The organism is Paenibacillus thailandensis (genome assembly GCF_042685365.1).
Classification (GTDB): domain Bacteria; phylum Bacillota; class Bacilli; order Paenibacillales; family Paenibacillaceae; genus Paenibacillus_AP; species Paenibacillus_AP thailandensis.
Genome location: NZ_JBHUMY010000003.1, coordinates 34,984 through 58,755, shown reverse-complemented (window position 1 = coordinate 58,755; position 23,772 = coordinate 34,984). Strand labels below are relative to the sequence as shown.

Sequence of the window (23,772 nt, the reverse complement as noted above, 5' to 3'; positions counted from 1 at the left end):
CCAAAGCATATGAAAATCATATGGAACTCGATTGAACGTTTGCGCGCTTGACGTGGAGGAATGCTTGAATGGATGTAAAGCAATTGCGGTATTTTATTGCGTTGGCCGAGGAGCGTCAGGTCACGTCCGCGGCGCAAAGGCTGCACATGTCTCAGCCGCCGCTCAGTCAGCAGCTGAAGCTGATGGAGACCGAGCTTGGCGTTCCTCTGTTTCACCGGAACGGCCGCCATCTGGAATTGACCGCTCCGGGCAAAACGCTGTACGAGCATGCGCTCACGATAACCAGATTAATGGACGAAGCGAAAGCGGAGGTGCAGCAATCCGGGCTGGGCATACGGGGGAAGCTGTCCATCGGCGTCAATACGCTGTCGGATGCCCGCCTTCCGGAGGCGCTCAGCCGATTTCGGGCGCTCTATCCGAAGGTGACGTTCAAAATCCAGCAGAACGAAACGAACACGCTGATCAAGCTGATTCGGGACAAAGCGCTTGATCTGGCTATCGTACGCCTCCCCATTGATTTGGACGGATTCGATTACGTCGTGCTCGGCGAAGAGCCGCTCTATTTCGTGATCGGGGAAGCGGGGCCGTTGACGCCCCCAGAGGCGGCCGAAGCGGTCTCCTATGAGACGATCGCCGGGTATCCGCTCCTTCTTCCGAGCACCGAAGGCTTGGGGCTGTATAATTTGCTGTTGGAACAATTCCATTCAAGAGGGCTTTCGCCCGCCATTATCGGTGAATGTTCCGACATCGGCATGCTGGCGGAGCTTGTCGCTTCCGGCTTCGGCGCTTCCGTATTGCCCGAAACGTCGCTTGCCAGATACCGCAGCGAGAGCATCCGTTCCTATCGGATCGACAGTCCGCAGGCTGCTTCAAATTCTGCCGTCATTTGGCTGAAGCGCGATTATTTAAGCAAAGCGGCGGTCCGGCTGATCGAAATGATTTCGAACGGCCAATAGCTGTACTGCGAGGGGGTGCTCCGAATGATCGATTTAAACCGATATAACCGATATATCGCCGGCCTTCCGGACCGGGAGCTGACGAAGGAAGATTTGCTCGTTCCCGAGCTGCTGATCGAAGAACAGGACGATCTGAAGATGTACTATATTCCGTTTAATACGGTCAATGCGGAGGCGAAGGTGTTCATCATCGGCATTACGCCGGGTTTTACGCAGATGGAAATCGCGATCAGGCAAGCCCGGACGGACTTCTTGAACGGGCTGCCGGACGAAGAGGTGTACCGGCGGGCCAAGCGGCAGGCCAGCTTTGCCGGTTCGATGCGCCGCAATCTGATCGCTATGCTGGACGAGCTGGGACTGCCGGACGCATTATCGCTTCGCAGCAGCGCCGACCTTTTTCAAAACCGGAACGATTTGCTGCATACGACTTCGGTCGTTCGCTACCCGGTATTTGCGAAAGGCCGCAATTATACCGGACACAACCCTGAAATATTGAAGTCCCCTATGCTCAGCCGGTTCGCATGCGGGCTGTTCCGCTGGGAGATCGAGACGGTGGGCCAGGCGCTCGTCATCCCGCTCGGCAAAGCCGTCTCCGGGGTGCTGCGGCATTTTATAAACGAGGGGATTGTCCCGGAAAACAGATGCCTGCTGGACTTTCCGCATCCGTCGGGGGCCAACGGCCACCGGAGGCCGCAGTTCGAAAGCCTCAAATCCGAACACCGGAAACGGATTGCCGATTGGTTCGGGGCTTCCCAAGCTTAAGGCATTGCTATATCATGAAAGGGTAACCATAACAATCCAGGGAGGAATGTGCAATGAAGTACCGGAGATTGGGCGGAAGCGGGTTAAAGGTAAGCGAAATCAGTTTGGGAAGCTGACTTACATACGGCGGTTACGTAGAGAAGGAGAACGCGATCCATTCGATTAAAACGGCTTACGAGCTCGGCATAAATTTTTTTGATACGGCCAATGTGTACGAGAAAGGAGCGGCCGAGGTACTTGTCGGCGAAGCGTTGAAAGCGTATCCGCGCGAGTCGTACGTGCTGGCGACGAAAGCGTTCTGGCCGATGGGCACGGGTCCTAACGACCGGGGCTTGTCCCGCAAGCATGTGACGGAGCAGGTGAACGCCAGCTTGAAACGGCTTGGGCATGATTACGTCGATATTTTCTATTGCCATCGCCACGATCCGGAGACGCCGCTGTACGAAACGCTTCGCGCCATCGACGATCTGGTGCGCCAGGGCAAGGTGCTGTACGTCGGCGTAAGCGAGTGGCAAGCGTCGCAAATCGCGGAAGCGCTTGGCGTCGCCGACCGTTATTTGCTGGACCGCATCGTCGTCAATCAGCCGGTTTACAACATGTTCCAGCGGTATATCGAGAAAGAGATCATCCCGCTTAGCGAACGGTCCGGCATCGGCCAAGTCGTATTCTCGCCGCTGGCCCAAGGGCTGCTGACGGGCAAATATACGTCCGCGTCCGATCTGCCGCAGGACAGCCGCGCGGCGAAGCTGGAAAATATGCGCAAAAACATTACCGAGGACAAAATCGAGAAGGTGAAGCAGCTGGAAAAAGTGGCGGCGGAGCTCGGCATTTCGGTCGGCAACCTCGCGCTTGCATGGATACTGCGGCAGCCGAATGTCGCGAGCGCCCTTGTCGGCGCCAGCCGGCCGGAGCAAGTGGCCGAAAACGCCAAAGCTTCCGGCATCACGTTAAGCGAAGACGTGCTTGCGCGCATCGAAGAGATTTTGAACTGATACGATCTTAGTTGAATCGATTGATTGGCGGGCGTAACCGGCACACCGGATTTCGCCCGTCTTTTTTGTTCTTCAAGCGGTCTCCTCATTTTCGCGCAAGGCGAATAAACGGCAGTATTTTCAACAAAATAAACGTTGTTTAACTTGAGTGAACAGGGAGGCGGCTTGACGGATCATGAAGGCGGTAACGTATCAGGGACCTAACACGGTTGAAGTGAAGAACGTGCGGGACGCGGCAATTGAGAAAAAGGACGACATCGTGGTGAGGATTACGAGCACCGCGATTTGCGGGTCGGATCTGCATTTGTATCGAGGAAATTTTCCGCTTCCGCCGGGCTATGTGATCGGACATGAGCCGATGGGCATCGTGGAGGAGGTCGGTCCGGAAGTGACGCGAGTCAAAAAGGGAGACCGCGTCGTCATTCCTTTTACGGTGGCATGCGGCGAGTGCCGATACTGCAAGCATGGGTTGGAGAGCCAATGCGATAACAGCAATCCGCATTACGATTCGGGCGGTTATTTCGGCTACTCGGAGAAATTCGGCAATTATCCGGGCGGGCAAGCCGAATTTTTGCGGGTGCCGTTCGGGAATTTCATGCCTTTCGTCATCCCGCCGTCTTGCGAGCTCGAGGACGAATCGCTGTTGTTCCTGTCCGACGTGCTCCCGACCGCATATTGGAGCGTCGATCATGCCGGAGTCAAGGACGGCGACACCGTCATTGTGCTCGGCTGCGGGCCGGTAGGGCTCATGACGCAGAAATTCGCTTGGATGAAAGGGGCGAAACGGGTGATCGCCGTGGATTATTTGCCCTACCGGCTGGAGCATGCGAAGCGGATCTACGCCGTAGAAACGTTTAATTTCGAGAAGCACGACGACATGGGAGAGTATTTGAAGGAGATTACGCACGGCGGGGCCGACGTCGTCATCGACTGCGTAGGGATGGACGGGAAGCTGTCTCCGCTTGAATATATCGAACAGAAATTAAAGCTGCAAGGCGGAACGCTCGGTCCGATCCAAATCTCGACCAAAGCCGTCCGCAAATGCGGAACCGTCCAAATGACGGGCGTTTACGGCGGCAATTACAATTTGTTCCCGCTCGGCGCTTTTTTTGTCCGCAACATTACGCTGAAGATGGGACAAGCCCCGGCCGCCCATTATATGCGGGAACTATACGACAAAATCGCAAATCGCGAATTCGATCCGACAGCGATTATTACGCACCGGGTGCCGCTAGACGAGGCGGATCGGGCGTATCGGATGTTTCACGGGCATGAGGACGGCTGCATCAAAGTCGTATTGAAGCCGTAAACCGGGGGGTTCATTTACTTGCGGGACGCGGCCATATCCGGTAACAAGCCGCCGTGAATCGGCCCGTTTCCGGACGGGGAAGGAGGCGGGGCGGCTGTCTTTTTGCCGTATTGACATCGATTTTGCGGTTCGCTATACTGTCTGTAATCTTATAGCGCAATACGTTGAAAGAGAAAGTAGCAGCTTTGTCCCTGTTGCAGAAAGTCAGGGGTTGATGGAACCTGATACATACAAGGACTGCGAATTACACTCTGGAGTATCTTGGGTAACGCCAAGCGGAGACGGCGAACGATATCTCGCCGAGAGTGGCATGCGAAGATGCGGTTTCCCGCGTCGGTCATGCAAGCTGGGTGGTAACGCGGTCATAACGATCGTCCCTATGTCTGAACTAGACGAGGGGCGATTTTTTTTATGCCCGAAACGACAGTAAGAACCTTACCCCTGGAACAACCAATTTGATTGAAGGAGCTGTTACGCAGTGAACATTATCGACGAACTGGAATGGCGCGAAGCCATCAACCAGCAGACCGACGCCGAAGGATTGCGGGAATTGACGAATACGAAGTCGATTTCGCTTTATTGCGGCGTCGATCCGACCGGCGACAGCATGCATATCGGCCATTTGATTCCGTTTATGGTGCTGAAGCGGTTCCAGCTGGCGGGCCATCGCCCCGTTATTTTGATCGGAGGAGCGACGGGCACGATCGGCGACCCGAGCGGCCGGCAGACGGAGCGCTCGCTGCAAACGCTGGAGCAGGTGCAGGCGAACGTCGAGGCGCTTACCGCCCAGATGAAGAAGCTGTTCGTTACCGAAGGAGACAATCGGGTCCGCCTGGTCAACAACTACGACTGGACGCACAAAATTAACGTGATCGACTTCCTGCGCGATTACGGCAAAAACTTCAGCATCAACACGATGCTGGCGAAAGACGTCGTGGCGAGCCGCCTGGAGACGGGCATTTCGTTCACCGAGTTTTCTTATCAAATTCTGCAGTCTCTCGACTACCTGCACTTGTACCAGCATGAAGACGTGCAGCTGCAGATCGGCGGCTCCGACCAATGGGGCAACATTACGAGCGGCCTGGATTTGATCCGCAAAAAAGTCGGGCCGGAAGCGAAGGCGTTTGGCTTGACGATTCCGCTTATGCTGAAAGCGGACGGCACGAAGTTCGGCAAGACGGCCGGCGGCGCGATCTGGCTGGACCCGGCCAAGACGACGCCTTATGAATTTTACCAGTTCTGGGCGAATACCGACGACCGCGACGTCGTGAAATATTTGAAATACTTTACGTTCCTGAGCAAAGAAGAGATCGAAGCGCTTGAGGAGAAGGTGAAGACGGAACCTCATAAACGCGAAGCGCAAAAAGCGCTGGCAGAGGAAATGACGCGATTCGTGCACGGCGAGGAAATGCTGGAGCAAGCGAAGCGCATTACGGCGGCGTTGTTCAGCGGAGATATCCGTTCGCTTACGGCGGACGAGATCGAGCAGGGCTTCAAGGAGATGCCGACGTACGAGGCGGGCCGGGAATCGAAAAACATTGTGGATTGGCTTGTGGAGCTCGGCATCGAGCCGTCCAAGCGCCAGGCGCGCGAAGACATTACGAACGGCGCGATCTCGATGAACGGCGACAAGATCACCGACCTTGCGTTTGAAGTGGCGGCGGAACAAGCGATCGGCGGCAAGTTCATCATCATCCGGAAAGGCAAGAAAAACTACAGCCTCGTCCGGTTGGCGTAGCACCGACAATTTCATATTTACTTCTCTGTCGATATTTGTTATTATATTCGCAACATTTCAAATGCGATGAAGAGACGAGTAGATAGATGAATTCTTTTACAGAGAGCCCGGATGGCTGGGAACGGGCAAAGAATTGTTTATTGAAGAAAGACTCAGAGCAGCGCATCGGAATTCGCTTAAGCGGAGGGTGGTGCGACAGGAGCTCCTGTTACAGAGCTAGAGTATAAGCGTTGCGCGGCAATGCCGTACTCGAAGAGGTTAATATGGCGACGTATTGACGAATTTAGGGTGGTACCACGAGGATAACAATCTCGTCCCTGAGGCTGACACGAGTCTTGGGGGTGGGATTTTTTTATTGTTGCTTCAGCAGCTCGATTTGGTTTATATACGTGTTATGCGGCTTCGGCACACCAAATCGGCCGGCTTGAATAGTAATTTAGGGAAGACCTTCGCTTGGAACATGTATTCTTACTTATTGATCATAACTAAGGAAAGGATTTGGAATTCCGATGGCACAAAAATTGAAGGTTGGTATCGTTGGCGGAACGGGAATGGTAGGTCAGCGTTTCGTCGAGCTGTTGAATGGGCATCCTTGGTTTCAAGTAACGGCTATCGCGGCGAGCGCCGGCTCCGCGGGCAAAACGTACGAGGAAGCGGTGCAGGGCAGATGGAAGCTGTCCGGTCCGATTCCGGAAGACGTGAAGCCGATCGTCGTGCAGGACGCCTCGAAAGTGGAGGAATTTGCGGGCCAGGTCGATTTCGTGTTTTGCGCGGTCGACATGAAGAAGAACGAAATTCAGGCGCTGGAGGAGGCTTACGCCAAAACGGGCACGCCCGTCATCTCCAACAATTCGGCTCACCGCTGGACGCCGGACGTTCCGATGGTCATCCCGGAAATCAACCCGGGCCATATCGAGGTTATCGAGGCGCAGCGCAAACGGCTTGGCACCGCAACCGGGTTCATTGCCGTGAAGCCGAACTGCTCGATCCAAAGCTATGTGCCGGCGCTTAACGCGCTTCTCGATTTCAAACCGACCAAGGTGGTCGCTTCGACGTATCAGGCGATTTCCGGAGCCGGCAAAAACTTTACCGACTGGCCGGAAATGCTGGACAACGTTATCCCGTACATCGGCGGGGAAGAGGAAAAAAGCGAGCAGGAGCCGCTCCGCATCTGGGGCAGCGTCGTAAACGGCGAAATCGTGAAAGCGAGCGCGCCGCTCATTACGACGCAATGTATCCGCGTTCCGGTAACGGACGGACATTTGGCGACGGTATTTGCGTCGTTCGAGAACAAGCCGTCGAAGGACGAAATTTTGGATCGTTGGCGGAGCTTCAAGGGCCGTCCTCAGGAGCTGGGCCTTCCAAGCGCTCCGAAGCAGTTCATCACCTATTTTGAAGAAGAAAACAGACCGCAGACGAAGCTCGACCGCGATATCGAACGCGGCATGGGCGTGTCGGTCGGCAGGCTGCGCGAGGACTCGATTTACGATTATAAATTTGTAGGATTGTCTCATAACACGCTTCGCGGCGCGGCAGGGGGCGCCGTCCTGATCGCCGAGCTGCTGAAAGCGGAAGGCTACATTAAAGCCAAATAAGGATATCAGGATCGCTATAGCACTTTATTGATTGCGGCCGGCCAGAGCTTTACGTTAAGCTCTGGCCGGCTTTGACTTGGCAGGTGTTAATGCATTATTCCCTTTCAACGATACGAAGCAAATCCGCGGCAATTTCTTTTTGCGACTCAGGAATCGTATTCGCCCATTCATGGAGCGCCAACCGTACACTGGTCTCAGTCATCGTCTGCGTATCCATGATGGATTTAAGCTTCGGCGGCAGAGCAATACCTTCTTGTTGACTGATGTCAGCCGCCATCCCGACGACGGTGGCAAGCTCGCAAGGGCGATGGTCGGCTATGCTGCATTCCGCTGTCAAGCCATACACGGTCTCATTGTCTAGTTGACTCATATGATTTTCCTCCCCAAGCTTTAAGTACATCCCGGCGAAAGCTTGAATTCAGTTCCGCCGCTTCCTTCTGCGCGAGTTGCAATGTCTCCTGGTCCGGATTCACGTTGACTTTCCGCGAGATTTCGGCAAAACGGACGCTTACGAATTCAAGATCATCCGGTGTGGTGATGCCGTTCACAAGCTGATGCCGAGCCTCGCGAATTTCCGGAAGCACCTGTTTTATTTCGTCGCGCGTCTTCGGATCCAGAAGCAGCAGTTTTTCCGGCGCGAAACGAATCCGTTCCAAGCCATTCACCAGTTCCTCAGAACGTTCAAGCCGCATCTGTACTTCGGGATGCTCTATACCGTCCACCCTGGCGAAACGGATCGCTTCTTTAAGCGATGCAGCAATCGCCGTCAATTCCGGCACACGTTCGGCCAGCTTTTGTTGCAAGGAGGAAATAGCCTCTGCATACTTGGCTAATACTTCCCGGTCTTTATCCGGTGTTGCAGCCAGCTTCTCCGGCGTCAAATCGTACTCCATCAGTGCGGAGATCTCTTCACGCGCCGTCTCGGCATCCCCCTCCTTGAGCGCTGCGGAAACCGACGACAAGTGCGCTCTGGTACATGGGATACAACCGACCGATACATGCATGTCCGGCGCATATTGACTGTAAGGCGCCGCCCCATTTTCCATTACTGCAGATCCCGAAATAGAGGTATCGTTCTGTTTGAAGTTACTCATCAGTATCCTCCTTTAAATTTAAGTTCAACCACAAAAAGCTCGAAAACTTGTTTTTTGAGTAACAGTGTTTAATTAATAAGGTAATCTTTGACTTATTCAATATAAAAAAGCAGCACAAAAAACCTCCCATCTGGAATCATTAGTATGAATAGACGGAGGTATCCCGTCGTATTCGGTAACTGGCTGGCATAGCGAGCGGTACATTCGCCTTAGCCCCTGTAGCTTTGCGTCCCCGTTTTTCAACGGGTTTGCCATTATCGTACGACCATATATATTTGTCGTATAATGTAAACTTACAAGATTTTTCCTCGATTTTATATAGGACTTTGGTTTTATTTCTCATTAAATAATAGTTAATTAGAAATAGTTAATTCATTTAAAAGCATTCGAAGAGGCAATTTTACCATAGTCCTTAGACTTAAACGATTTGAACAAAAACGGAGCAACAGGTTCTTGTCAAAAGCGGGAGCGTATAGTAATATTAATTTGTTAATGAATTAATTAATGATGTTGTTATCTTATCCATAAGGATAACGGAGAAACGGGGGGGATGCCCCGCGAAACGGTCTCGCCGCCACAGGCCGGCAGCAGCTTTTCGCGAAAGTGTAAGCGCTTTTTTGTTGTAAGAGGTTTTTATCACGAGATGGGAGGAGTATGGACGAAATGATTAAGAGCTTCGGCAGCAAGCTTGCGTCATTATCATTAATGATTATGTTAACTATTCCAACGACGGCGATGGGGGGAGGAGCGATGAGCTATAACAGCGAAAAGCCGCAAGAGGACGCTGGCGATACGGAGCCCGTATTCCAAAACGTATCGGTTCACGACCCTTCCATTGTGAAGGACGGCGATACGTATTATGTGTTCGGCACGCATATCGAGGCGGCCAAGTCCAACGACTTGATGAGCTGGACGGTGTTCACGAACGGCTACACGACGCCGGGCAACGCGATTTACGGCGATCTGTCCAAAAACTTGGCCGCTTCGTTCGCATGGGCGGGCGAAAACGATTCGGACAGCAAAGGCGGCTTCGCCGTATGGGCGCCGGACGTTTTTTACAACCCGGACTATATCAATGAAGACGGCACCCAAGGCGCGTACATGATTTATTATTCGACGTCTTCGACCTATATTAGGTCCGCAATCGGTTACGCCGTATCGCAAAACATCGAAGGGCCTTATACGTACGTCGATACGATTATTTATTCGGGATTTACCGAAGAGGAAGCCTACGACGCGAACAGCAAGGTAAACAAAAAGTGGACGAACACCAATCTTTCGTCGCTGATCGATTCGGGCGCGCTGCAGGGCGAAAACGGCGATTGGTTTAACGAAGACGGAAGCTATAACAACAAGATGTATCCCAACGCCATCGACCCGATGATTCTGACGGACAAAAACGGCAAGCTGTGGCTCACGTACGGCTCCTGGTCCGGCGGCATTTTCCTGCTTGAACTCGACCCCGCAACGGGCAAAGCGGTTTACCCCGGCGCCGATTCGACGACGGCGGACGGCCGCATGGTGGACCGTTATTTCGGAACGAAAATTGCGGGCGGCTACTTTAAATCGGGCGAAGGCCCTTATCTCGTTTACAACAAAGAGACCGACTATTACCACCTGTTCGATACGTATGGCTGGCTTGGCGCGGACGGCGGCTACAACATGAGAACGTTCCGTTCGAAAAACCCGGACGGCCCTTACGTGGACGCTGCCGGCAACGCCGCGGTTCTGCCCGGCGACGTCGATCATGCGGCTTACGGCAACAAGTTGATGGGCAATTTCCTGTTCAAACGCGAAGTGGGCGATCCGGGAACCGGTATCGGATTCGGTTACAAGTCCCCGGGGCACAACTCCGTGTATACCGATCCGGAGACGGGCAAAATGTTCGTGGTGTTCCATACGCGTTTCCCGCAAAGAGGCGAGACGCACGAGCTGCGCATCCATCAATTGTTTATGAACAAGGACGGCTGGCCAGTCGCGGCTCCATACCGCTATACGGGCGAGTCGCTGGAGAAAGTCGATAGGCAGGATATCGTCGGCGAATACAAGTTTATCAATCATGGAAAAGCGATTTCCGGCGATCTGATCGAATCGTCCTATATCAAACTTGAGCAAAACAACAAAATTAGCGGCGATGTGACCGGCACCTGGAAAAAAACCGGCCATAACGAAGCCGAGCTGACGATCGACGGTCAAGTTTACAGCGGCGTATTCGTGCGCGGCTGGGATCCTATGGCGGAGCAATACGTCATGACGTTTACGGCCATGTCGGAGCAAGGGGTTGCGGTTTGGGGAAGCAGGCAGGAAGATAAAACTGATCAGCAAATCGCGGACGATATTATCGCCGATCTGGAGCTTGAAAATACGGATGCGGTAATTGCCGATTTGAGCTTGCCGACCGAAGGCGCCCGTCACGCGTCCATTGTATGGACTTCCTCCAATCCGGACGTCGTGGCCGAGACGGGAGCCGTCAACCGGCCGGAATCCGGATCGGACAATGCGACCGTTACGTTGACGGCAACCGTGACGAAAGGATCCGTCTCCGCTTCCAAAAGCTTTACGGTGACGGTGCTTCCTTATGTCAATGCGGAGCTGACGGCAAAGTATTCGTTTGAAGGCAATCTGGACGAGTCGACCGGAAGTCTGGAGGCTGGCAAAGTAACGGGCGACCGGATCGACAACACGGGCGGCACGATTACGTATGCCGAAGGCGCAAACGGCGGCCAAGCCGCCGTGTTCGACGGAGCTTCCGGCATTCGACTGCCGGACGGCTTGATCGCAAGCAACGACTATTCGGTATCGCTGTGGGTGAAGCCGGAGCAGCTGACGACGTATACGGCGACCTTCTTCGGCGCCAGGGACGCGAACAACTGGGTGAGCCTTGTGCCTAAAGGCTCCGTAGGTGACAATACAATGGTATGGTCCGGCAGCGAAAGCTGGTATGACGGAACGACCGGGCTGACAATCGCCGCGGGCGAATGGACGCATCTGGCGTTCTCCGTCAGCAACGGCACGCTGAAAGTTTACGTAAACGGCGAGCAGAAGTTTACGGGTTCGAATTTCCGCGATATTTTCACGACGGACAGCGGCGCCTTCAGCTTGGGCGTAAACTGGTGGGACGCGCCGTTTAAGGGCGCATTGGACGAGCTGCAAGTTTTTGAAGGCGAGCTGACTCCGGCACAGATTGCCGAGCTGTCGAACCGGTAGCCGTCAATCGGCGAAGGAGCCGGGAATGATTCGAAACGACTTTGTCTTCCGTGAGGAAGGCAAAGTCGTTTCTGTTTGTATTCGGCCGCCGTTCAACCTAAGCGGCCAGCGGAACGCGAATTCTCTTGGAAAAAGGAAAGAAAAGGACTACAATCGGTTAACGAAGGAGCTTATTAGAAGGAGCATATTAGAAGTAGCTTCTATGAAGGGTGGAGAGAGGATGACGGAAACGTCTTGGGCAGGATGGAATCCGGAACGTTTGGCGGCGGAAATCGAGGAGACGGCCGTACCGTACGGCATGGTTGCGGTATGGTGGCTCGGCCAAGGCAGCTTTGTGCTGAAGGGCGGAACTTCTATTCTTTATATCGATCCGTTTGCGATGGGGGAGGATGAACTCAAAAGCCGGCACGGGTTAAAGAGAAGCTACCCCCCGCTTCTTGAGCCGGAGCATATCCGCCATGCGGATTATTGCCTAATTACTCACGAGCATATCGATCATCTTGATCCCGCAGCAATCGCCGCCATGGCGAAGCAGAAGCGGGAGACGATTTATATGTCGCCGCGCTGCTGCATCGATGTTCTTGTTGAGCTCGGCGTCCCGGCGAATCGGATAACCGCTGCCGACGTCCGCAAGCCGCATGTGGACCAAAACCGGAAATTGGCCGTGCAGCCCGTTCCGGCCGCGCACGAGGAACTGGAGCCGGACGAACATGGCTACCATCGGTATGTAGGTTATGTGATTCGTTTTAACGGCGTTCATATTTACCATGCCGGCGATACGCTTGTTTACGGCGGTCTTCCCGAGAGGCTGAAGCAGGAAAATATCGATTTGGCGTTTGTTCCGATCAACGGCCGGGACGTCTTCCGGACCGATCGGGGCATCGTCGGCAACATGAACTACCGCGAAGCGGCCGAGCTGGCTCATCTGGCGAACTTCCGGACAACCGTGCCGATGCATTACGATATGTTTCCCGGCAATACGGAGCATCCCGGTTACTTCGTCGACTACGTATACGATCGTTACCCGCATCTGCCGGTCGCAGTTCTGGCGAGAGGACGGCGGTTTCTTTATGCAAGCGACGAGGCGCTTCGATGAGAAATAGGGAGTACAAAGAACGGGCTGCAGGCTCCGCCGATTATCGGCAGGCCGTGCAGCCCGTCTGTCGTCTTCATCCTCGAAGGATTTCGATCAAGTTTATATTCAGTCGATTCGTTCCGGCATCGGCTCGAAAATAAGGTTCAGCGGCAGATTGCTTCCGGACGCCGGAGTAAATACGATCGTTACCGTTTCCTCCGTATTGCCGGTGCGGTACAGGACCCCAACCTCCGTCGAGCTGTTTACGACGGAATTGTTGGTGGTATAGACCACTTCGCCGTTTACCAGGAACGTTCCGCCGTAATGGCCGCCGCGAGGATTAAGCCCGATCAGCGTATTCGGCTGCACCCGCTCCAGCGTAATATAGTAGTTTACGCCGTAGTTCCCGCCGTTTGTTTTCTTTTCTCCGGTCGTTGCGTCGACGCCGGTCAGATAAGGGTCGAAGTTATTGTCGGCCAAAGCCATGCGCGAAGCGGTGTCGCCGATCGGCTCCGAAATCGTAATATGCTTGTCGGCGTTCAGGAACGTACCGCGGTCATGCTTCATATCCCAAGGCAGGACGGATAGGTTCGGAAGCTCGGTCAATACGTCTTTGCCTTTGTCCAGAACGACAACCGTAAATTTGATCGGAGCGGTCGTTTTCACGTCCGCTTGAGCGGTAATGACTTTTCCCCTCTGCAGCGTAGCGGCGCTGATCTCGTTCAAAATGACCTTGCTTTCGCCGGCTTTGATGGCGATCTCCTTGTTTTGCGGCTCACCGGACAAATAACGGGCAACCGAGGATTTGCCGGTAGCCGATACGTAGGTGGACGGGCCGCCGATGCCTACGTTGCCGATCGTGACGCTTGCGTCGGTCGCATTTTCGTTGGTGGCGACAACGTAAATATTGACCGGATTCGCCCGCAGGTTCATGTTATGAAGCAGGAAACGGACGTTGCCGCCGGCCGTCTCTTCATAATAGATGCCTTCTTCGACGATCGATTCCGGAGAGTTGGCGCGAATGAGCGTATTGGGCACGCCGCTGGTTGACGTATACGAAAGAAGCGGAAGCTGCAGCACGCTTGTGGAATCGATCTCGAATTTTTCGCCGATGTCGGTGAAGAGCAGATTGAAGTCCAGGGCATTGTACATCAACTCGTCTTCGATCGTTATCGTTTTGGAATATTCCGTGGTCAAGCCTTGCTTATCCGTAACTTTCAGCGTAACGGTCTGTTCGCCGGGCGTAAAGAAGCCTTTTTGGTTGTTGACCCACTCCGTTTTTGCGATGCCGTAATCGTCGGTGCTTTCGTCCTCGTACACGACCGGCTCGCCCATCTTGTAGCTGTCCTTGTCGGTCGTGAAACGGGCGACAGGAGGTTCGTTCGCTTTCAGCACGGTTACCGAAACCGAATACGTATCGCTCCAGACGCCGTTTGCGTCCTGGACGGTACGGGAAACGGTATAAACGCCGGGTTCGTCGAATACGGTTTGTTTATTGGTCCATTGTTCGTCAACGATTTCCGTATCCGATTCGCTAAGATCCGTATAAATAACCTCCGTCTGGCCGGCATAAATTTCCGCCGGGCCGACCGAGAATTTCGCGGAAGGCTTGACGGACCAGCTTAATTTGATTTGCTTTCCTTCCGCCGCCATCGTAATTTGGAACGGCGCGACCAGCGAACGGAGCGGTACCATCAGCGTTCCGTCCCATACGTACGGCGTTCCCGTCCCGTTTACGCTCGTTCCGTTAACGATGTAGGCGCTGCTGCCGGCAGCATACCGGACTTCCGTCGTTGTATTCGTAAGGACGTATTGCTTGGCGGCCGAGTCGTATTTCAATTGAAGCGACAGCCTGTCGGAGACGGAGCGAAGCGCGACGTACGTCACGCCGTCTTTGACGACGGCAGGCTTCGCCGATGTATACGCGCTTCCGTTATGGAGCAGCTGATTCGAGTCTTTTGTAATGACAAGCTGCTCTTTTCCGTTTGTTTCGCCGGCAGCTTGCGCAGGAGAACCGATTGTGACCGCCAATACAAGGATTGCGATTAATGAGGCCAAAGACAGTTTCTTCATCATACTTCGAGATTGTTCCTTTCTGCTACTAGAGTCATAATTAATAGATACCGGTAATATAGACGTGGAAAATCAAAGAAAGTTGTACGCTCTCGAAAAAAATTGGATAAAGAAGATTTTTTGAGGCAAGTAGATGTTGAGCTTCGCGGAAAAATGTTTTACTTTGAAATATAGAAAGGAATTATGCCGCGGGGAGGGAACGCTCGCATGGAACGGCCGGCCGAAGGATGGGATAAACGGATTTGCGGGAGAGAGCTGCTGTATCGAGGATTAAACGGCAGGAATGTCGAACGGGTCTGGCTCGCCTCCGGAGAAAGCTTTATTTTGAAGCCGCTTCCGGCGGACGACTCTATCAATCGCGAAGCATGGGTATACGAGCATGTGCTGCCCATGTTTCCTCCCGTATTTCCCAGACTGGCAGCTTCGTCGTCCGTTTCCGGCATGCCAGGCCGAGGCTGGCTGCTGTTCGAGGACATGGGCGAGCTGAACCATTCGTTCAGCGAAGAGACCGCCGTATTGCTGGCGGCTGCCGTCGCCGAATGGCATTCGCTGCCCGTCTCGCGCTGGGCGGACGCGCCGCTAAGCGGCCCGAAGCCCGGCATCGAAGCGATGGCCGCCGAGCTGATGGAGGACGGACGAAAGCCGTCCCCGGACGGCTCGGCGGGAGGCCCGGGCGAGCGGGATGCGGCGGAGGTTATCCGGGCTCTCGCGCGGCGTCTGAACCTGCATGAAATTGAGGTCGAATCGGTGCTGAAGCTGTGGGAACAAGAGAAGCCGTCCCCGGAGACGGTTATGTGCCACGGAGACCTGCATCTGGGCAACTACGCGGTGAAGGATGGACGGTTGATCGTATTGGATTGGGAGCACGCTCATCCGAATTATCCGTATTGGGACTTGTATCATCTCATCGATTTGTCCCATCCCGTATTTCCAAAGACGGTCACGGCTTCCGTACGGGAGCGCGTGCTCGACGTTTACGTCGAACGGCGGGGCCTCCGCGGGTTTCCTTCCGACCCGGGTACATTCAAACGGGGATACGCTCTTTTTGCGTCGATCTTCTCGTTATGGATGCTGAGGCTGATTGCGGCCGATCTTGAAAGCGGCGGCGATGTTCCGTGGACGCCCGATCAATTGAAAAGGCAAAGGACGGAGACGGAGGCCGCTTTGGAGGCTTGTCTATCGATGTTGAATTTGCGTTAGGAAGGAATCGACAGGAGAAGCAACATTTTGCAAGATTTAGCGTCTGTTTAATAGAAACAGCGACGTATGATTACCCATGTACGCCTAGCCCGTCACGCGGCGCCATTCCCGCAGGCGAGCGGTTTGTACGGATAAAAAAGAATATGGTTGAGGTGCAGGATGAAGAAGCTGATGCTGGCGTTGCTTGTCGTAACGATGCTGTTGTCTTTGTTCCCCGGAATCGGACTGGCCGGGCCGTCCGCGGTCGTTCCGAAATTGTATTTGAACGGGGAACAGTTGAAATCCGAAGTAGAACCGCAGATGATTAAAGGGATGTATACCGTCGTTCCGATCCGAATCGTTTCGGAGAGCATCGGCTACGAGGTCGAGTGGAACCAAGCTTCAAAACTAGTGACGATACATAACGGCAATGACGAAATTATTCTTCAAATCGACGATTCAAGCGCATTGGTCAACCAATCGCCGGTTCAGATGGATGTCCCGGCGATCGTTCAGAACGGCGTAACGCTCATCCCTCTTCGCTTTGTCGGGGAACAGCTTGGCCTTAAGGTCGAATGGGACCAGCAAACGAAGTCGGTCTATTTGACGCAGGAAGTGCAAGATAACCCCGCGGAACCGGAAGAAGAACAGACGGAGGAACCGGATAAACCGGAGCAGACGGAGGATTCCGGTTCCGGCACTTCTTCCGCCGGCGGTACGGTGACATCGGTAGCCGTTGACGACGAAGGCGCCATCGTCCTCGCTTATAGGGGAGAGGTCGAGCCGGACAAGCCGTTTAAGCTCGACAACCCGCAGCGTATCGTCCTCGATCTTCCGGATGCGGATTTTGCGCCGGAGCTGCTTGACGCGCCGGACAAAGCGCTTTCCCTTCCGGATCATCCTTACGCCGGGCAAGTCCGTTACTCGCTGTTTGCGAACGATCCCCCCGCCGTCAGGCTCGTGTTCGATCTGACGGCGGATGCGGGAATCAAGCTGGAGAACGGGGACGGCCAGTTGCGGATCGTGCTGACCGATCCCGCTCAATCCGAAGCATGGGAGCCGGATCCGGACGATAACGAGCCCGAACAGCAGCCTGTCGTACCGGACAAGCCGTATACGGTTGTCATCGATGCCGGCCACGGCGGTGAAGATCCCGGAGCCAAAGGAGTGAACGGCAAATGGGAAAGCGAGCTTAACTTAAGCCTTTCTTTGAAAGTAAAAGAGCTGCTTGACCAAGAACCGTATATTACGCCTTTATTAAGCAGGCCGGAGGACAAATATGTGACGCTGCCCGGCAGGGTGGCGTTCGCGGAGCAAAACGGCGCCGATTTGTTCGTTTCCATCCACGGGAACAGCGACCCGAAAGGGACGGCAACCGGCACGGAAACGTATTATACGCGGGACGACAGCCGAGCGTTTGCCGAAGCCGTGCACAAGGAATTGGCCGCCGCTACCGGACTGAAGGACAGAGGCGTCAGGAAGCAAAGCTTGCATGTCACGAGAGAAACGACAATGCCGGCGATTTTGCTGGAAACCGGCTTCCTCAGCAATCCGTCCGACGTGGAAGTGTTGTTCGACGAAGAGGCTCAATATCGGATGGCAGAGGCGATCGTTGCCGGCATTAAGCACTATTTGAATCTTCCATGATGCAAAAGGCACGGATGCGAAAGCCTGCGGCTTCGTTATCCGTGCCTTTTTAAAGCGCTTTTGTCCCCAATTAAAACCCGGATGTGGTACACTTTTACACGGGATTGTCTTTTATTCCAGCAATATTCGATATTAATCAAAACGGGGTGCTGCTATTGTTTATCGGCGCAATTGAAGCTGGCGGAACAAAAATCGTATGCGGAATCGGGAAGGAAGACGGACAAATCGTCGACCGGGTCTCTTTTCCGACGGAAAACCCGGACGTCACCATTCCTCGTATCGTCGAGTATTTCCGAGACAAATCGATCGAGGCGATCGGAGTAGGGACGTTTGGACCGATCAATTTGGATAAGAACAGCCCGCAATACGGCTTTATTACGACGACGCCCAAGCCGGGCTGGTCTAACTTTGATTTTTTGGGAACGCTGAAAACGTTTTTTGACCTGCCGTTCGGCTGGGATACCGACGTTAACGCGGCCGCGCTTTCCGAAGCGGTGTGGGGAGCCGCCAAAAATCTGGACAGCTGCGTTTATTATACGATCGGTACGGGGGTCGGCGTCGGGGTTTACGCGGAAGGCCGGCTTGTTCACGGCTTGATGCATCCCGAAGGGGGACATGTCCCGGTCAAACGCCATCCGGATGACGCTTTCGCGGGCTTCTGCCCGTATCACTCGGACTGTCTGGAAGGGATGGCTGCCGGTCCGGCGATCGAGAAGCGCTGGGGGATAAAGGGCAGCGAGCTTCCGGTCGATCACCCCGCATGGGCGATGGAAGCCCATTATATCGGGCAAGCGCTGACAAGCACGATTCTGATGCTCGCTCCGAAAAAAATTATTTTGGGCGGAGGCGTCATGCATCAGGAGCAGTTATTTCCGTTGATCCGTTCGGAAGTTCAAAAAAATTTGAACGGCTATATGAATATACCGGAAATCGTATCCGGCATTGACAGCTACATCGTTCCGCCGGGACTTGGGGACAACGCGGGCTTATGCGGCGCTTTGGCGCTTGGTCTGGCCGCTCTGAAGCAAGGTTCATAATCGAAGGAAGGGAAATTTGGCGATGAGCGAGTTAATGGCATATGTCAGGGAGCAAGCGGCGCGTCTGGAAGGTTTCGACCCTTCGGCCATCGATATCGGGCCGGTCCTGCTGGAGGCGGGAGCTTTGAACCGCGTTGCGCCTTACTTGAAGGAGCAAGGATACCGGAAAGTTATCGTGGCAGCCGATGCGACAACCATCGGGATTGCCGGGAGGGTCGTGGAGCAGGCGATTTCCGGGGAAGGCATCGAGGTAAGCGCAACGATTATCCGGCCGAACGAGCTGGGGGACGTCATTGCCGACGAACAGTCGCTCATTCAGCTTATATTGGATGTCCGCTCCCGCGGCGTGGAGGCGATTATCGCTGTCGGCTCCGGCACGCTGCACGATATTTCGCGTATGTCCGCTTATGCGACGGGCATTCCGTTTATTTCGGTTCCGACCGCACCGTCGGTTGACGGCTTTAATTCCAAAGGCGCACCGATTATTTTGCGCGGCGACAAACAGACGATCCAATCGGTTGGCCCCGATGCGATCTTCGCGGATCTGGACATTTTGACGAAAGCTCCGCCTGCGCTTATCGCGGCCGGCTTCGGCGACATGCTCGGCAAATATACGTCGCTGTTCGATTGGGAATTCGGGGCGTTAACGGGCGGAGAAGCGTATTCCCCCGTCATTGCGGACATGACCCGCAAGGCTTTGTCGGATTGCGTTCAGCATGTGGACGAGATTGCCGCCCGTACGCCGGAAGGCATCCGGCTGCTGACCGGCGCTTTGCTCGAATCGGGCTTTGCGATGCTGCTGTTCGGCCAATCCCACCCGGCATCGGGCGCGGAGCATCATTTGTCCCACTATTGGGAAACGTCGTTTTTGCGAACCGGCCGGAGACAGATTTTACACGGAGCCAAAGTCGGCGTCGCATGCGCGGAAATATCCGGCTTGTATCACCGTCTTGCGGACGAGGACAAGCTTCCGGTCGAAGACCCGGACAAGAAAGCTCGAATCAAAGAAGCGATCGCCAGCATTCCGCGGCAGGACATGATCCGGGGCTGGCTGGCCAAGGTCGGCGGTCCGAATACGCTTGAGCAGCTTGGCGTAGACAACGATCTGTTCGAGCGCAGCCTGAAGGAGGCGCACCTTATCCGGCTGAACCGGCACACGCTGCTCCGGGCATACAACGAATTGAAATCGTAAGTTGTAGTAGTAAAATACCGCAAACCGTTTAGGGCTTGCGGTATTTTTTGTTGTCCCATGGCAGATTGCGAGCAGTGACGCCGAAGACACCTCGACTCCAGCAGCCCACCAAAATCATTTGCAGAAGGTCGGCACTATGGATTTAACGAAGTTTCCGATACAAGGAAATACTGCTTGTTAGTAAATAACTATACGAATTGTTTGATAACATTCTATTTGCTCTCATCTTTCTCAAAAAGTGCGTTGATGTAGTCCTCATCAATCTTTCCAGATTCATCTATGTAAAAGAAACCACGGTATCGTATTCTTTCATTACTGTTAATAATAATTTCTTTATATTTTCTTCCCTTATCATCATAAATAGTCATTCTAAACTTATATCCCATGTAACCAATACTTGGCTTGTCTTTTTTAAAAGTTATCTTATTAAGATTTGATATAATATGCTCCGTTTGTTCTGAATTACTTATTGTTATTAATTCGCCACGGTTTCCATCAAATATCTCTATTTTAGAAACATTATTTGGTTGAATAGAAATAATATTTTTGGGGATATAAGTAAATCCATATAGTCCGATTATAATGACTACAGTAATTATAAATAGAAAAATCTTTTTTTTCAAAATATCCTCTCCATTTTAGAACCAGGAGCACCTTCCTTCTTGTTAGTACATTTCCGGATTAATTTGGAAATGTACTCCTGACTAGATGTTCATTAGTGACTACATTTCAAAAACTGTCACACTGCCAAATTCATTTATCATTTGTTGATAATGAATATATCTTGTTGAAGTAGACCAATTATCTTTAACCATTAAGAATTTAGCAACATCATATTCTTTATATCCAAATACAGAAACAGTGTGATTCTTATAGTAACATGTACCAAGATTGTATAATAATGGCCTCTCATTATCAATTTCATTTACAAAAGTACTAAAACCCCATACGTATTCATTAGTAGCATTTCCGCCATACCCCCATCCACTAAAGCTATCTTCAATTATATTATCAATATTAGTTGGAGGTGTTCCACTAGATGTAGTATACCCATGATTTTTAGCTTCCACTAGTACGTCTGCATAAATTGAGCTTGCAGTGTTCGGAATATCCAAATATCCTTTTTCGTTCCCCCTTAATTTGTTTTCATAATTTTGGCATCAAAATCATTATTAGTATAATTTGGTTAATCACGAAACGTTAACTTGTATTTCCCGCAATATGCATTTCGGGTCAATAACATGAAGCTATTCTATATGATTCGACGGAAAACCTCGGTGCTCGCACCATACCACTTCAGTCTCAGGTTCTAAGCAGATAAGTACTCATGATCTCAGTAATGTTTAATAATGAAAACCCGTTATCTTTGACGATTTGTCTAGATTATGCCATTCTTTGCCTATATGACTCATCATTTTTTAAGGGGGTAAGGGATGCGTACCTATTCGCTCAGGCTGCTTTGGTTCAGTTTTGTTCTCGCGACCGTTCCCGTTATTGCGATCGGATTGATTTCCTACTCCATCGCCTCGAACGATATCGAGAACAAAGTGAAGGAAAGCAATATGCTGATTTTGCTTCAGACGCAGATGAGGGTCGAGCAAATGCTCAAAACGCTGGAAAAATCGGCTCTGCAGTTTACGAATTCCCCAATGGTCAAGCGGGCGCTGAATGAAAAGTGGACGACAGACGACTTTGTCAAGGTGCGCGAGATGTCGACCGAGCTGACCAATCTACAGACGTCCGTTATGATTCATAAGGCGTATTTCGCCAACCTGAAGCAAGGCTGGGTAGTCGGCTTCGATGTGTTCAAACCGCTGAACGAATTTGGGCTCGGGCCTTTGTTTCAATCTTATGCCGGGAATCCGGACAGCCTGTTTCTTGCGACGGGCCCGCAAGCTGCCGTTCAGGGGGACGAGGATACCGGCGGCAACGAGAACGAATCGACGATTACGATGGTTCAGAAGATCCCGCTTCTTCCGGGGCAATCGATGCCGAGAGGCTTGCTTGTCGTACAGATGCTGAAGAAAGACGTCCGCCATCTGCTTGCGCCGGCGAAAGAGCTTGGCGTTCATTATTTAATCGATCAGAACGGCGACAACTTTCTTGGATCGCCCCAGGATAAGGAGAGGTACGGCGGCATAAACGAAGCGATCATTCGGCGGGTCGGACGGACGGATGCAAAGGCTAAGGAAGGCGCATTCCGTACCACGCTTGGACGAGAAGAAGTTGACGTTGCTTACCGAACGTCTTCCTACAACGGCTGGACGTATGTATCCGTCGTATCCGTATCGCAAATGATGAAGCAGACAAGGAATATTCAAGCGGCAACGGCCGCGGTGTGCTTGCTGATGGTCGCGCTTGTTTTTGTTAGCGCTTACTTCGGGAGTCGTCGAATGTATTTACCCATCCGCCGCTTGCTGGAGCTGGTGAAGCAGACGGTAGCGGCCGTTCCTTCGGATCCGAAACGGGGCGACCTTCATTACATCGAGGATAGCATCCGCTCCTTGTGGAAGTCGCGTACCCAGCTCGAGCAGGAGATGAACGTCCAGATCCATCATCTGAAAGAGTTTCTCGTACAGAAGTTGTTTACGGGACAAATAAAAGAAAAAGATTTCGCAAGCCTGTCCGGCCAATACGGATTTCCCCGCGAGTGGAAACGGCTGGCCGTCATGACGCTGCAGATCGATACGCTTCAGGGGACCCGATATCGGGAATACGACCGGGAGCTGCTGCTCTTCGCCATCCATAATATGGTCGGGGAGCTGCTGCGGCCGGAGATCCGGTTTGCACCGATCGTCATTGACCAGTCGCAGGCAACGATACTTGTCGGCGATACGGATTCGGACGCCGCGCTGCAGGAGTATGTGTACCGCGTCGCGGAAACGGTTCAACACGAGGTAAACCGTTATCTCCAGCTGCAAGTGAGCATCGGAATAAGCAAGCCTTTCTCCGGCTTGTCGGAAACGGTCCGGGCCTACGAGGAAAGCCTGATCGCGTTGAAAGGCAGAATGAGCCTCGGTTACGGCATTATTGCGCAATACAAGGAAGCGGACAACCGGGAAGGCCCGGATACGGCGGCATACGCCCATTTGAAGGCGTTGGAAGAGAGGATCGTTCATTATTTAAAAACAGGCGACGGAGACAAATGGAAGGAAGGGTTCGACGCGTATTTGCGCGCCATATTCGACAAGGATGCGCCCCTGAAAGAGCATACGCTCTTTTTGCTTCAACTGATCGCAAGGGTGACGGGGCTCGTTCAGGAACAAGGGATTCCGCTCGGAACGATGCTGAATGGAGAAAAAACGATCAAGCAATTGCTCGCTTTAAACACGAAAGAAGAGCTGGCGGAGTGGTTTTGCGCCAATCTGTTTGCACCGGCATCCCGTCTGTTGGAGGAAAACTCCGAAGCCCGCCACGTTTCGATTTCGAACCAAATCCTGGAGATCGTTCACAGCCGCCGGCATGGCGATATTACGCTCGAAGCATGCGCCGAGCTTCTAAATTATCATCCCGTTTACTTAGGCCGTGTCTTTAAGAAGCATGTGGGGATACCGTTTAGCGATTATGTCACGGGATATAAAATGGATCAGGCCAAAATGATGCTGGAGAATACGGAAATGAAGGTATCGGAAATCGGCGAAAAGCTGCATTACAAAAACACGAGCGCCTTTATTCGGACGTTTCGCAAAGCGCTTGGAATGACGCCGGGGCAATATCGGGAATTGAACCGGAAGTAGCCGGATTGCCGCCGGTCGTTGTCTTCTGCATAGGAGCAGGTTGTCTGAGAATTATCGGGGCTGCGGAAGTGCAACAGGTTGTATTCGGGCTATTCCTTGGCATGGGCCGAGCAAGCATAATGGACTTGAATTCGAAAATGGAAGGGAGGGACTTGTTTGCGATGAAAAGCTATGCCGAG

General features: G+C 52.9%; 17 protein-coding genes, 1 pseudogene, 1 riboswitch and 2 other annotated features. Of the genes and pseudogenes, 13 read left to right on the top strand and 5 right to left on the bottom strand.

Going from position 1 to position 23,772, the window contains the following annotated elements; genetic code table 11:
* The first annotated feature begins 68 nt into the window (after nt 1-68).
* The 6 genes and pseudogenes from ACFSW5_RS03795 (at nt 69) to asd (ending at nt 7,352) form a co-directional block, all read left to right on the top strand.
* Nucleotides 69-956: a LysR family transcriptional regulator gene (locus ACFSW5_RS03795; RefSeq protein ID WP_379270076.1), complete on the top strand. Its 888-nt coding sequence runs from the start codon at nt 69-71 to the stop codon at nt 954-956.
* 24 nt (nt 957-980) lie between these two features.
* On the top strand, nt 981-1,718 hold the full coding sequence (locus tag ACFSW5_RS03790) for a hypothetical protein (protein WP_379270073.1): 738 nt from the start codon (nt 981-983) through the stop codon (nt 1,716-1,718).
* 53 nt (nt 1,719-1,771) lie between these two features.
* Nucleotides 1,772-2,710 (top strand): annotated as a pseudogene (locus tag ACFSW5_RS03785) (aldo/keto reductase family protein).
* Between the two features lie 175 nt (nt 2,711-2,885).
* Nucleotides 2,886-4,019 (top strand): zinc-dependent alcohol dehydrogenase, encoded by a 1,134-nt coding sequence (locus ACFSW5_RS03780; RefSeq protein WP_379270070.1) that lies wholly within the window; start codon nt 2,886-2,888, stop codon nt 4,017-4,019.
* A gap of 155 nt (nt 4,020-4,174) precedes the next feature.
* Nucleotides 4,175-4,401: a binding site (T-box leader), on the top strand.
* Nucleotides 4,402-4,497: 96 nt separating this feature from the next.
* The gene (gene tyrS, locus ACFSW5_RS03775; protein ID WP_379270068.1) at nt 4,498-5,757 is read left to right on the top strand and encodes a tyrosine--tRNA ligase; all 1,260 of its coding nucleotides are present in this window, start codon (nt 4,498-4,500) and stop codon (nt 5,755-5,757) included.
* A gap of 57 nt (nt 5,758-5,814) precedes the next feature.
* Nucleotides 5,815-6,079: a binding site (T-box leader), on the top strand.
* A 187-nt stretch (nt 6,080-6,266) separates the two neighbouring features.
* Nucleotides 6,267-7,352, top strand: coding sequence for an aspartate-semialdehyde dehydrogenase (asd, locus tag ACFSW5_RS03770; RefSeq protein ID WP_379270066.1), 1,086 nt, complete (start codon nt 6,267-6,269; stop codon nt 7,350-7,352).
* Between the two features lie 94 nt (nt 7,353-7,446).
* Here the strand turns inward: asd and ACFSW5_RS03765 are convergent, their stop codons facing one another.
* Nucleotides 7,447-7,722 (bottom strand): hypothetical protein, encoded by a 276-nt coding sequence (locus tag ACFSW5_RS03765; protein ID WP_379270064.1) that lies wholly within the window; start codon nt 7,720-7,722, stop codon nt 7,447-7,449.
* Nucleotides 7,703-8,446 (bottom strand): hypothetical protein, encoded by a 744-nt coding sequence (locus ACFSW5_RS03760; protein WP_379270062.1) that lies wholly within the window; start codon nt 8,444-8,446, stop codon nt 7,703-7,705. The genes ACFSW5_RS03765 and ACFSW5_RS03760 overlap by 20 nt, the downstream gene beginning before the upstream one ends.
* 171 nt (nt 8,447-8,617) lie before the next feature.
* Nucleotides 8,618-8,709: riboswitch (cyclic di-GMP riboswitch) on the bottom strand.
* Nucleotides 8,710-9,109: 400 nt separating this feature from the next.
* Between ACFSW5_RS03760 and ACFSW5_RS03755 the strand changes: the two genes are divergently transcribed.
* Both ACFSW5_RS03755 and ACFSW5_RS03750 read left to right on the top strand, forming a co-directional pair.
* Nucleotides 9,110-11,653 carry a LamG-like jellyroll fold domain-containing protein gene (locus ACFSW5_RS03755; RefSeq protein WP_379270060.1) on the top strand — a complete coding sequence of 848 codons (2,544 nt, stop codon included), beginning with the start codon at nt 9,110-9,112 and terminating at the stop codon, nt 11,651-11,653.
* 220 nt (nt 11,654-11,873) lie between these two features.
* Entirely contained in the window at nt 11,874-12,749 is an 876-nt protein-coding gene (locus tag ACFSW5_RS03750) for an MBL fold metallo-hydrolase (RefSeq protein WP_379270058.1), read from the top strand.
* 105 nt (nt 12,750-12,854) lie between these two features.
* On the opposite strand, the gene ACFSW5_RS03745 is transcribed toward ACFSW5_RS03750, so the two are convergent.
* Complete coding sequence (locus tag ACFSW5_RS03745; RefSeq protein ID WP_379270056.1) at nt 12,855-14,804, bottom strand: stalk domain-containing protein; 1,950 nt, start codon at nt 14,802-14,804, stop codon at nt 12,855-12,857.
* Between the two features lie 204 nt (nt 14,805-15,008).
* Between ACFSW5_RS03745 and ACFSW5_RS03740 the strand changes: the two genes are divergently transcribed.
* The 4 genes from ACFSW5_RS03740 to ACFSW5_RS03725 all read left to right on the top strand — a co-directional run bounded on the left by ACFSW5_RS03740 (nt 15,009) and on the right by ACFSW5_RS03725 (nt 19,856).
* A complete protein-coding gene (locus ACFSW5_RS03740; RefSeq protein ID WP_379270053.1) occupies nt 15,009-16,001 on the top strand; it encodes an aminoglycoside phosphotransferase family protein in 993 nt (330 codons plus the stop codon).
* Nucleotides 16,002-16,160: 159 nt separating this feature from the next.
* A complete protein-coding gene (locus tag ACFSW5_RS03735; RefSeq protein WP_379270051.1) occupies nt 16,161-17,627 on the top strand; it encodes an N-acetylmuramoyl-L-alanine amidase in 1,467 nt (488 codons plus the stop codon).
* A gap of 155 nt (nt 17,628-17,782) precedes the next feature.
* Nucleotides 17,783-18,664 (top strand): ROK family protein, encoded by an 882-nt coding sequence (locus ACFSW5_RS03730; protein ID WP_379270049.1) that lies wholly within the window; start codon nt 17,783-17,785, stop codon nt 18,662-18,664.
* A 22-nt stretch (nt 18,665-18,686) separates the two neighbouring features.
* On the top strand, nt 18,687-19,856 hold the full coding sequence (locus tag ACFSW5_RS03725) for a sn-glycerol-1-phosphate dehydrogenase (protein WP_379270046.1): 1,170 nt from the start codon (nt 18,687-18,689) through the stop codon (nt 19,854-19,856).
* A gap of 212 nt (nt 19,857-20,068) precedes the next feature.
* Here ACFSW5_RS03725 and ACFSW5_RS03720 read toward each other — a convergent pair whose 3' ends face one another.
* Together ACFSW5_RS03720 and ACFSW5_RS03715 are read right to left on the bottom strand one after the other, a co-directional pair.
* Nucleotides 20,069-20,479: a hypothetical protein gene (locus ACFSW5_RS03720; RefSeq protein WP_379270043.1), complete on the bottom strand. Its 411-nt coding sequence runs from the start codon at nt 20,477-20,479 to the stop codon at nt 20,069-20,071.
* A 99-nt stretch (nt 20,480-20,578) separates the two neighbouring features.
* Complete coding sequence (locus ACFSW5_RS03715; protein WP_379270041.1) at nt 20,579-20,971, bottom strand: hypothetical protein; 393 nt, start codon at nt 20,969-20,971, stop codon at nt 20,579-20,581.
* A 318-nt stretch (nt 20,972-21,289) separates the two neighbouring features.
* Between ACFSW5_RS03715 and ACFSW5_RS03710 the strand changes: the two genes are divergently transcribed.
* Complete coding sequence (locus ACFSW5_RS03710) at nt 21,290-23,593, top strand: helix-turn-helix domain-containing protein (RefSeq protein WP_379270039.1); 2,304 nt, start codon at nt 21,290-21,292, stop codon at nt 23,591-23,593.
* Nucleotides 23,594-23,772: the final 179 nt, after the last annotated feature.

What these genes read in the sequence shown, in the direction of transcription:
- ACFSW5_RS03735 (WP_379270051.1), top strand. Translation starts at nt 16,161, where the DNA reads ATGAAGAAGCTGATGCTGGCGTTGCTTGTCGTAACGATGCTGTTGTCT.
- ACFSW5_RS03780 (WP_379270070.1), top strand. Translation starts at nt 2,886, where the DNA reads ATGAAGGCGGTAACGTATCAGGGACCTAACACGGTTGAAGTGAAGAAC.
- ACFSW5_RS03740 (WP_379270053.1), top strand. Translation starts at nt 15,009, where the DNA reads ATGGAACGGCCGGCCGAAGGATGGGATAAACGGATTTGCGGGAGAGAG.
- ACFSW5_RS03725 (WP_379270046.1), top strand. Translation starts at nt 18,687, where the DNA reads ATGAGCGAGTTAATGGCATATGTCAGGGAGCAAGCGGCGCGTCTGGAA.
- ACFSW5_RS03790 (WP_379270073.1), top strand. Translation starts at nt 981, where the DNA reads ATGATCGATTTAAACCGATATAACCGATATATCGCCGGCCTTCCGGAC.
- ACFSW5_RS03710 (WP_379270039.1), top strand. Translation starts at nt 21,290, where the DNA reads ATGCGTACCTATTCGCTCAGGCTGCTTTGGTTCAGTTTTGTTCTCGCG.
- ACFSW5_RS03760 (WP_379270062.1), bottom strand. Translation starts at nt 8,446, where the DNA reads ATGAGTAACTTCAAACAGAACGATACCTCTATTTCGGGATCTGCAGTA.
- asd (WP_379270066.1), top strand. Translation starts at nt 6,267, where the DNA reads ATGGCACAAAAATTGAAGGTTGGTATCGTTGGCGGAACGGGAATGGTA.
- ACFSW5_RS03755 (WP_379270060.1), top strand. Translation starts at nt 9,110, where the DNA reads ATGATTAAGAGCTTCGGCAGCAAGCTTGCGTCATTATCATTAATGATT.
- ACFSW5_RS03745 (WP_379270056.1), bottom strand. Translation starts at nt 14,804, where the DNA reads ATGATGAAGAAACTGTCTTTGGCCTCATTAATCGCAATCCTTGTATTG.
- ACFSW5_RS03795 (WP_379270076.1), top strand. Translation starts at nt 69, where the DNA reads ATGGATGTAAAGCAATTGCGGTATTTTATTGCGTTGGCCGAGGAGCGT.
- ACFSW5_RS03750 (WP_379270058.1), top strand. Translation starts at nt 11,874, where the DNA reads ATGACGGAAACGTCTTGGGCAGGATGGAATCCGGAACGTTTGGCGGCG.
- ACFSW5_RS03765 (WP_379270064.1), bottom strand. Translation starts at nt 7,722, where the DNA reads ATGAGTCAACTAGACAATGAGACCGTGTATGGCTTGACAGCGGAATGC.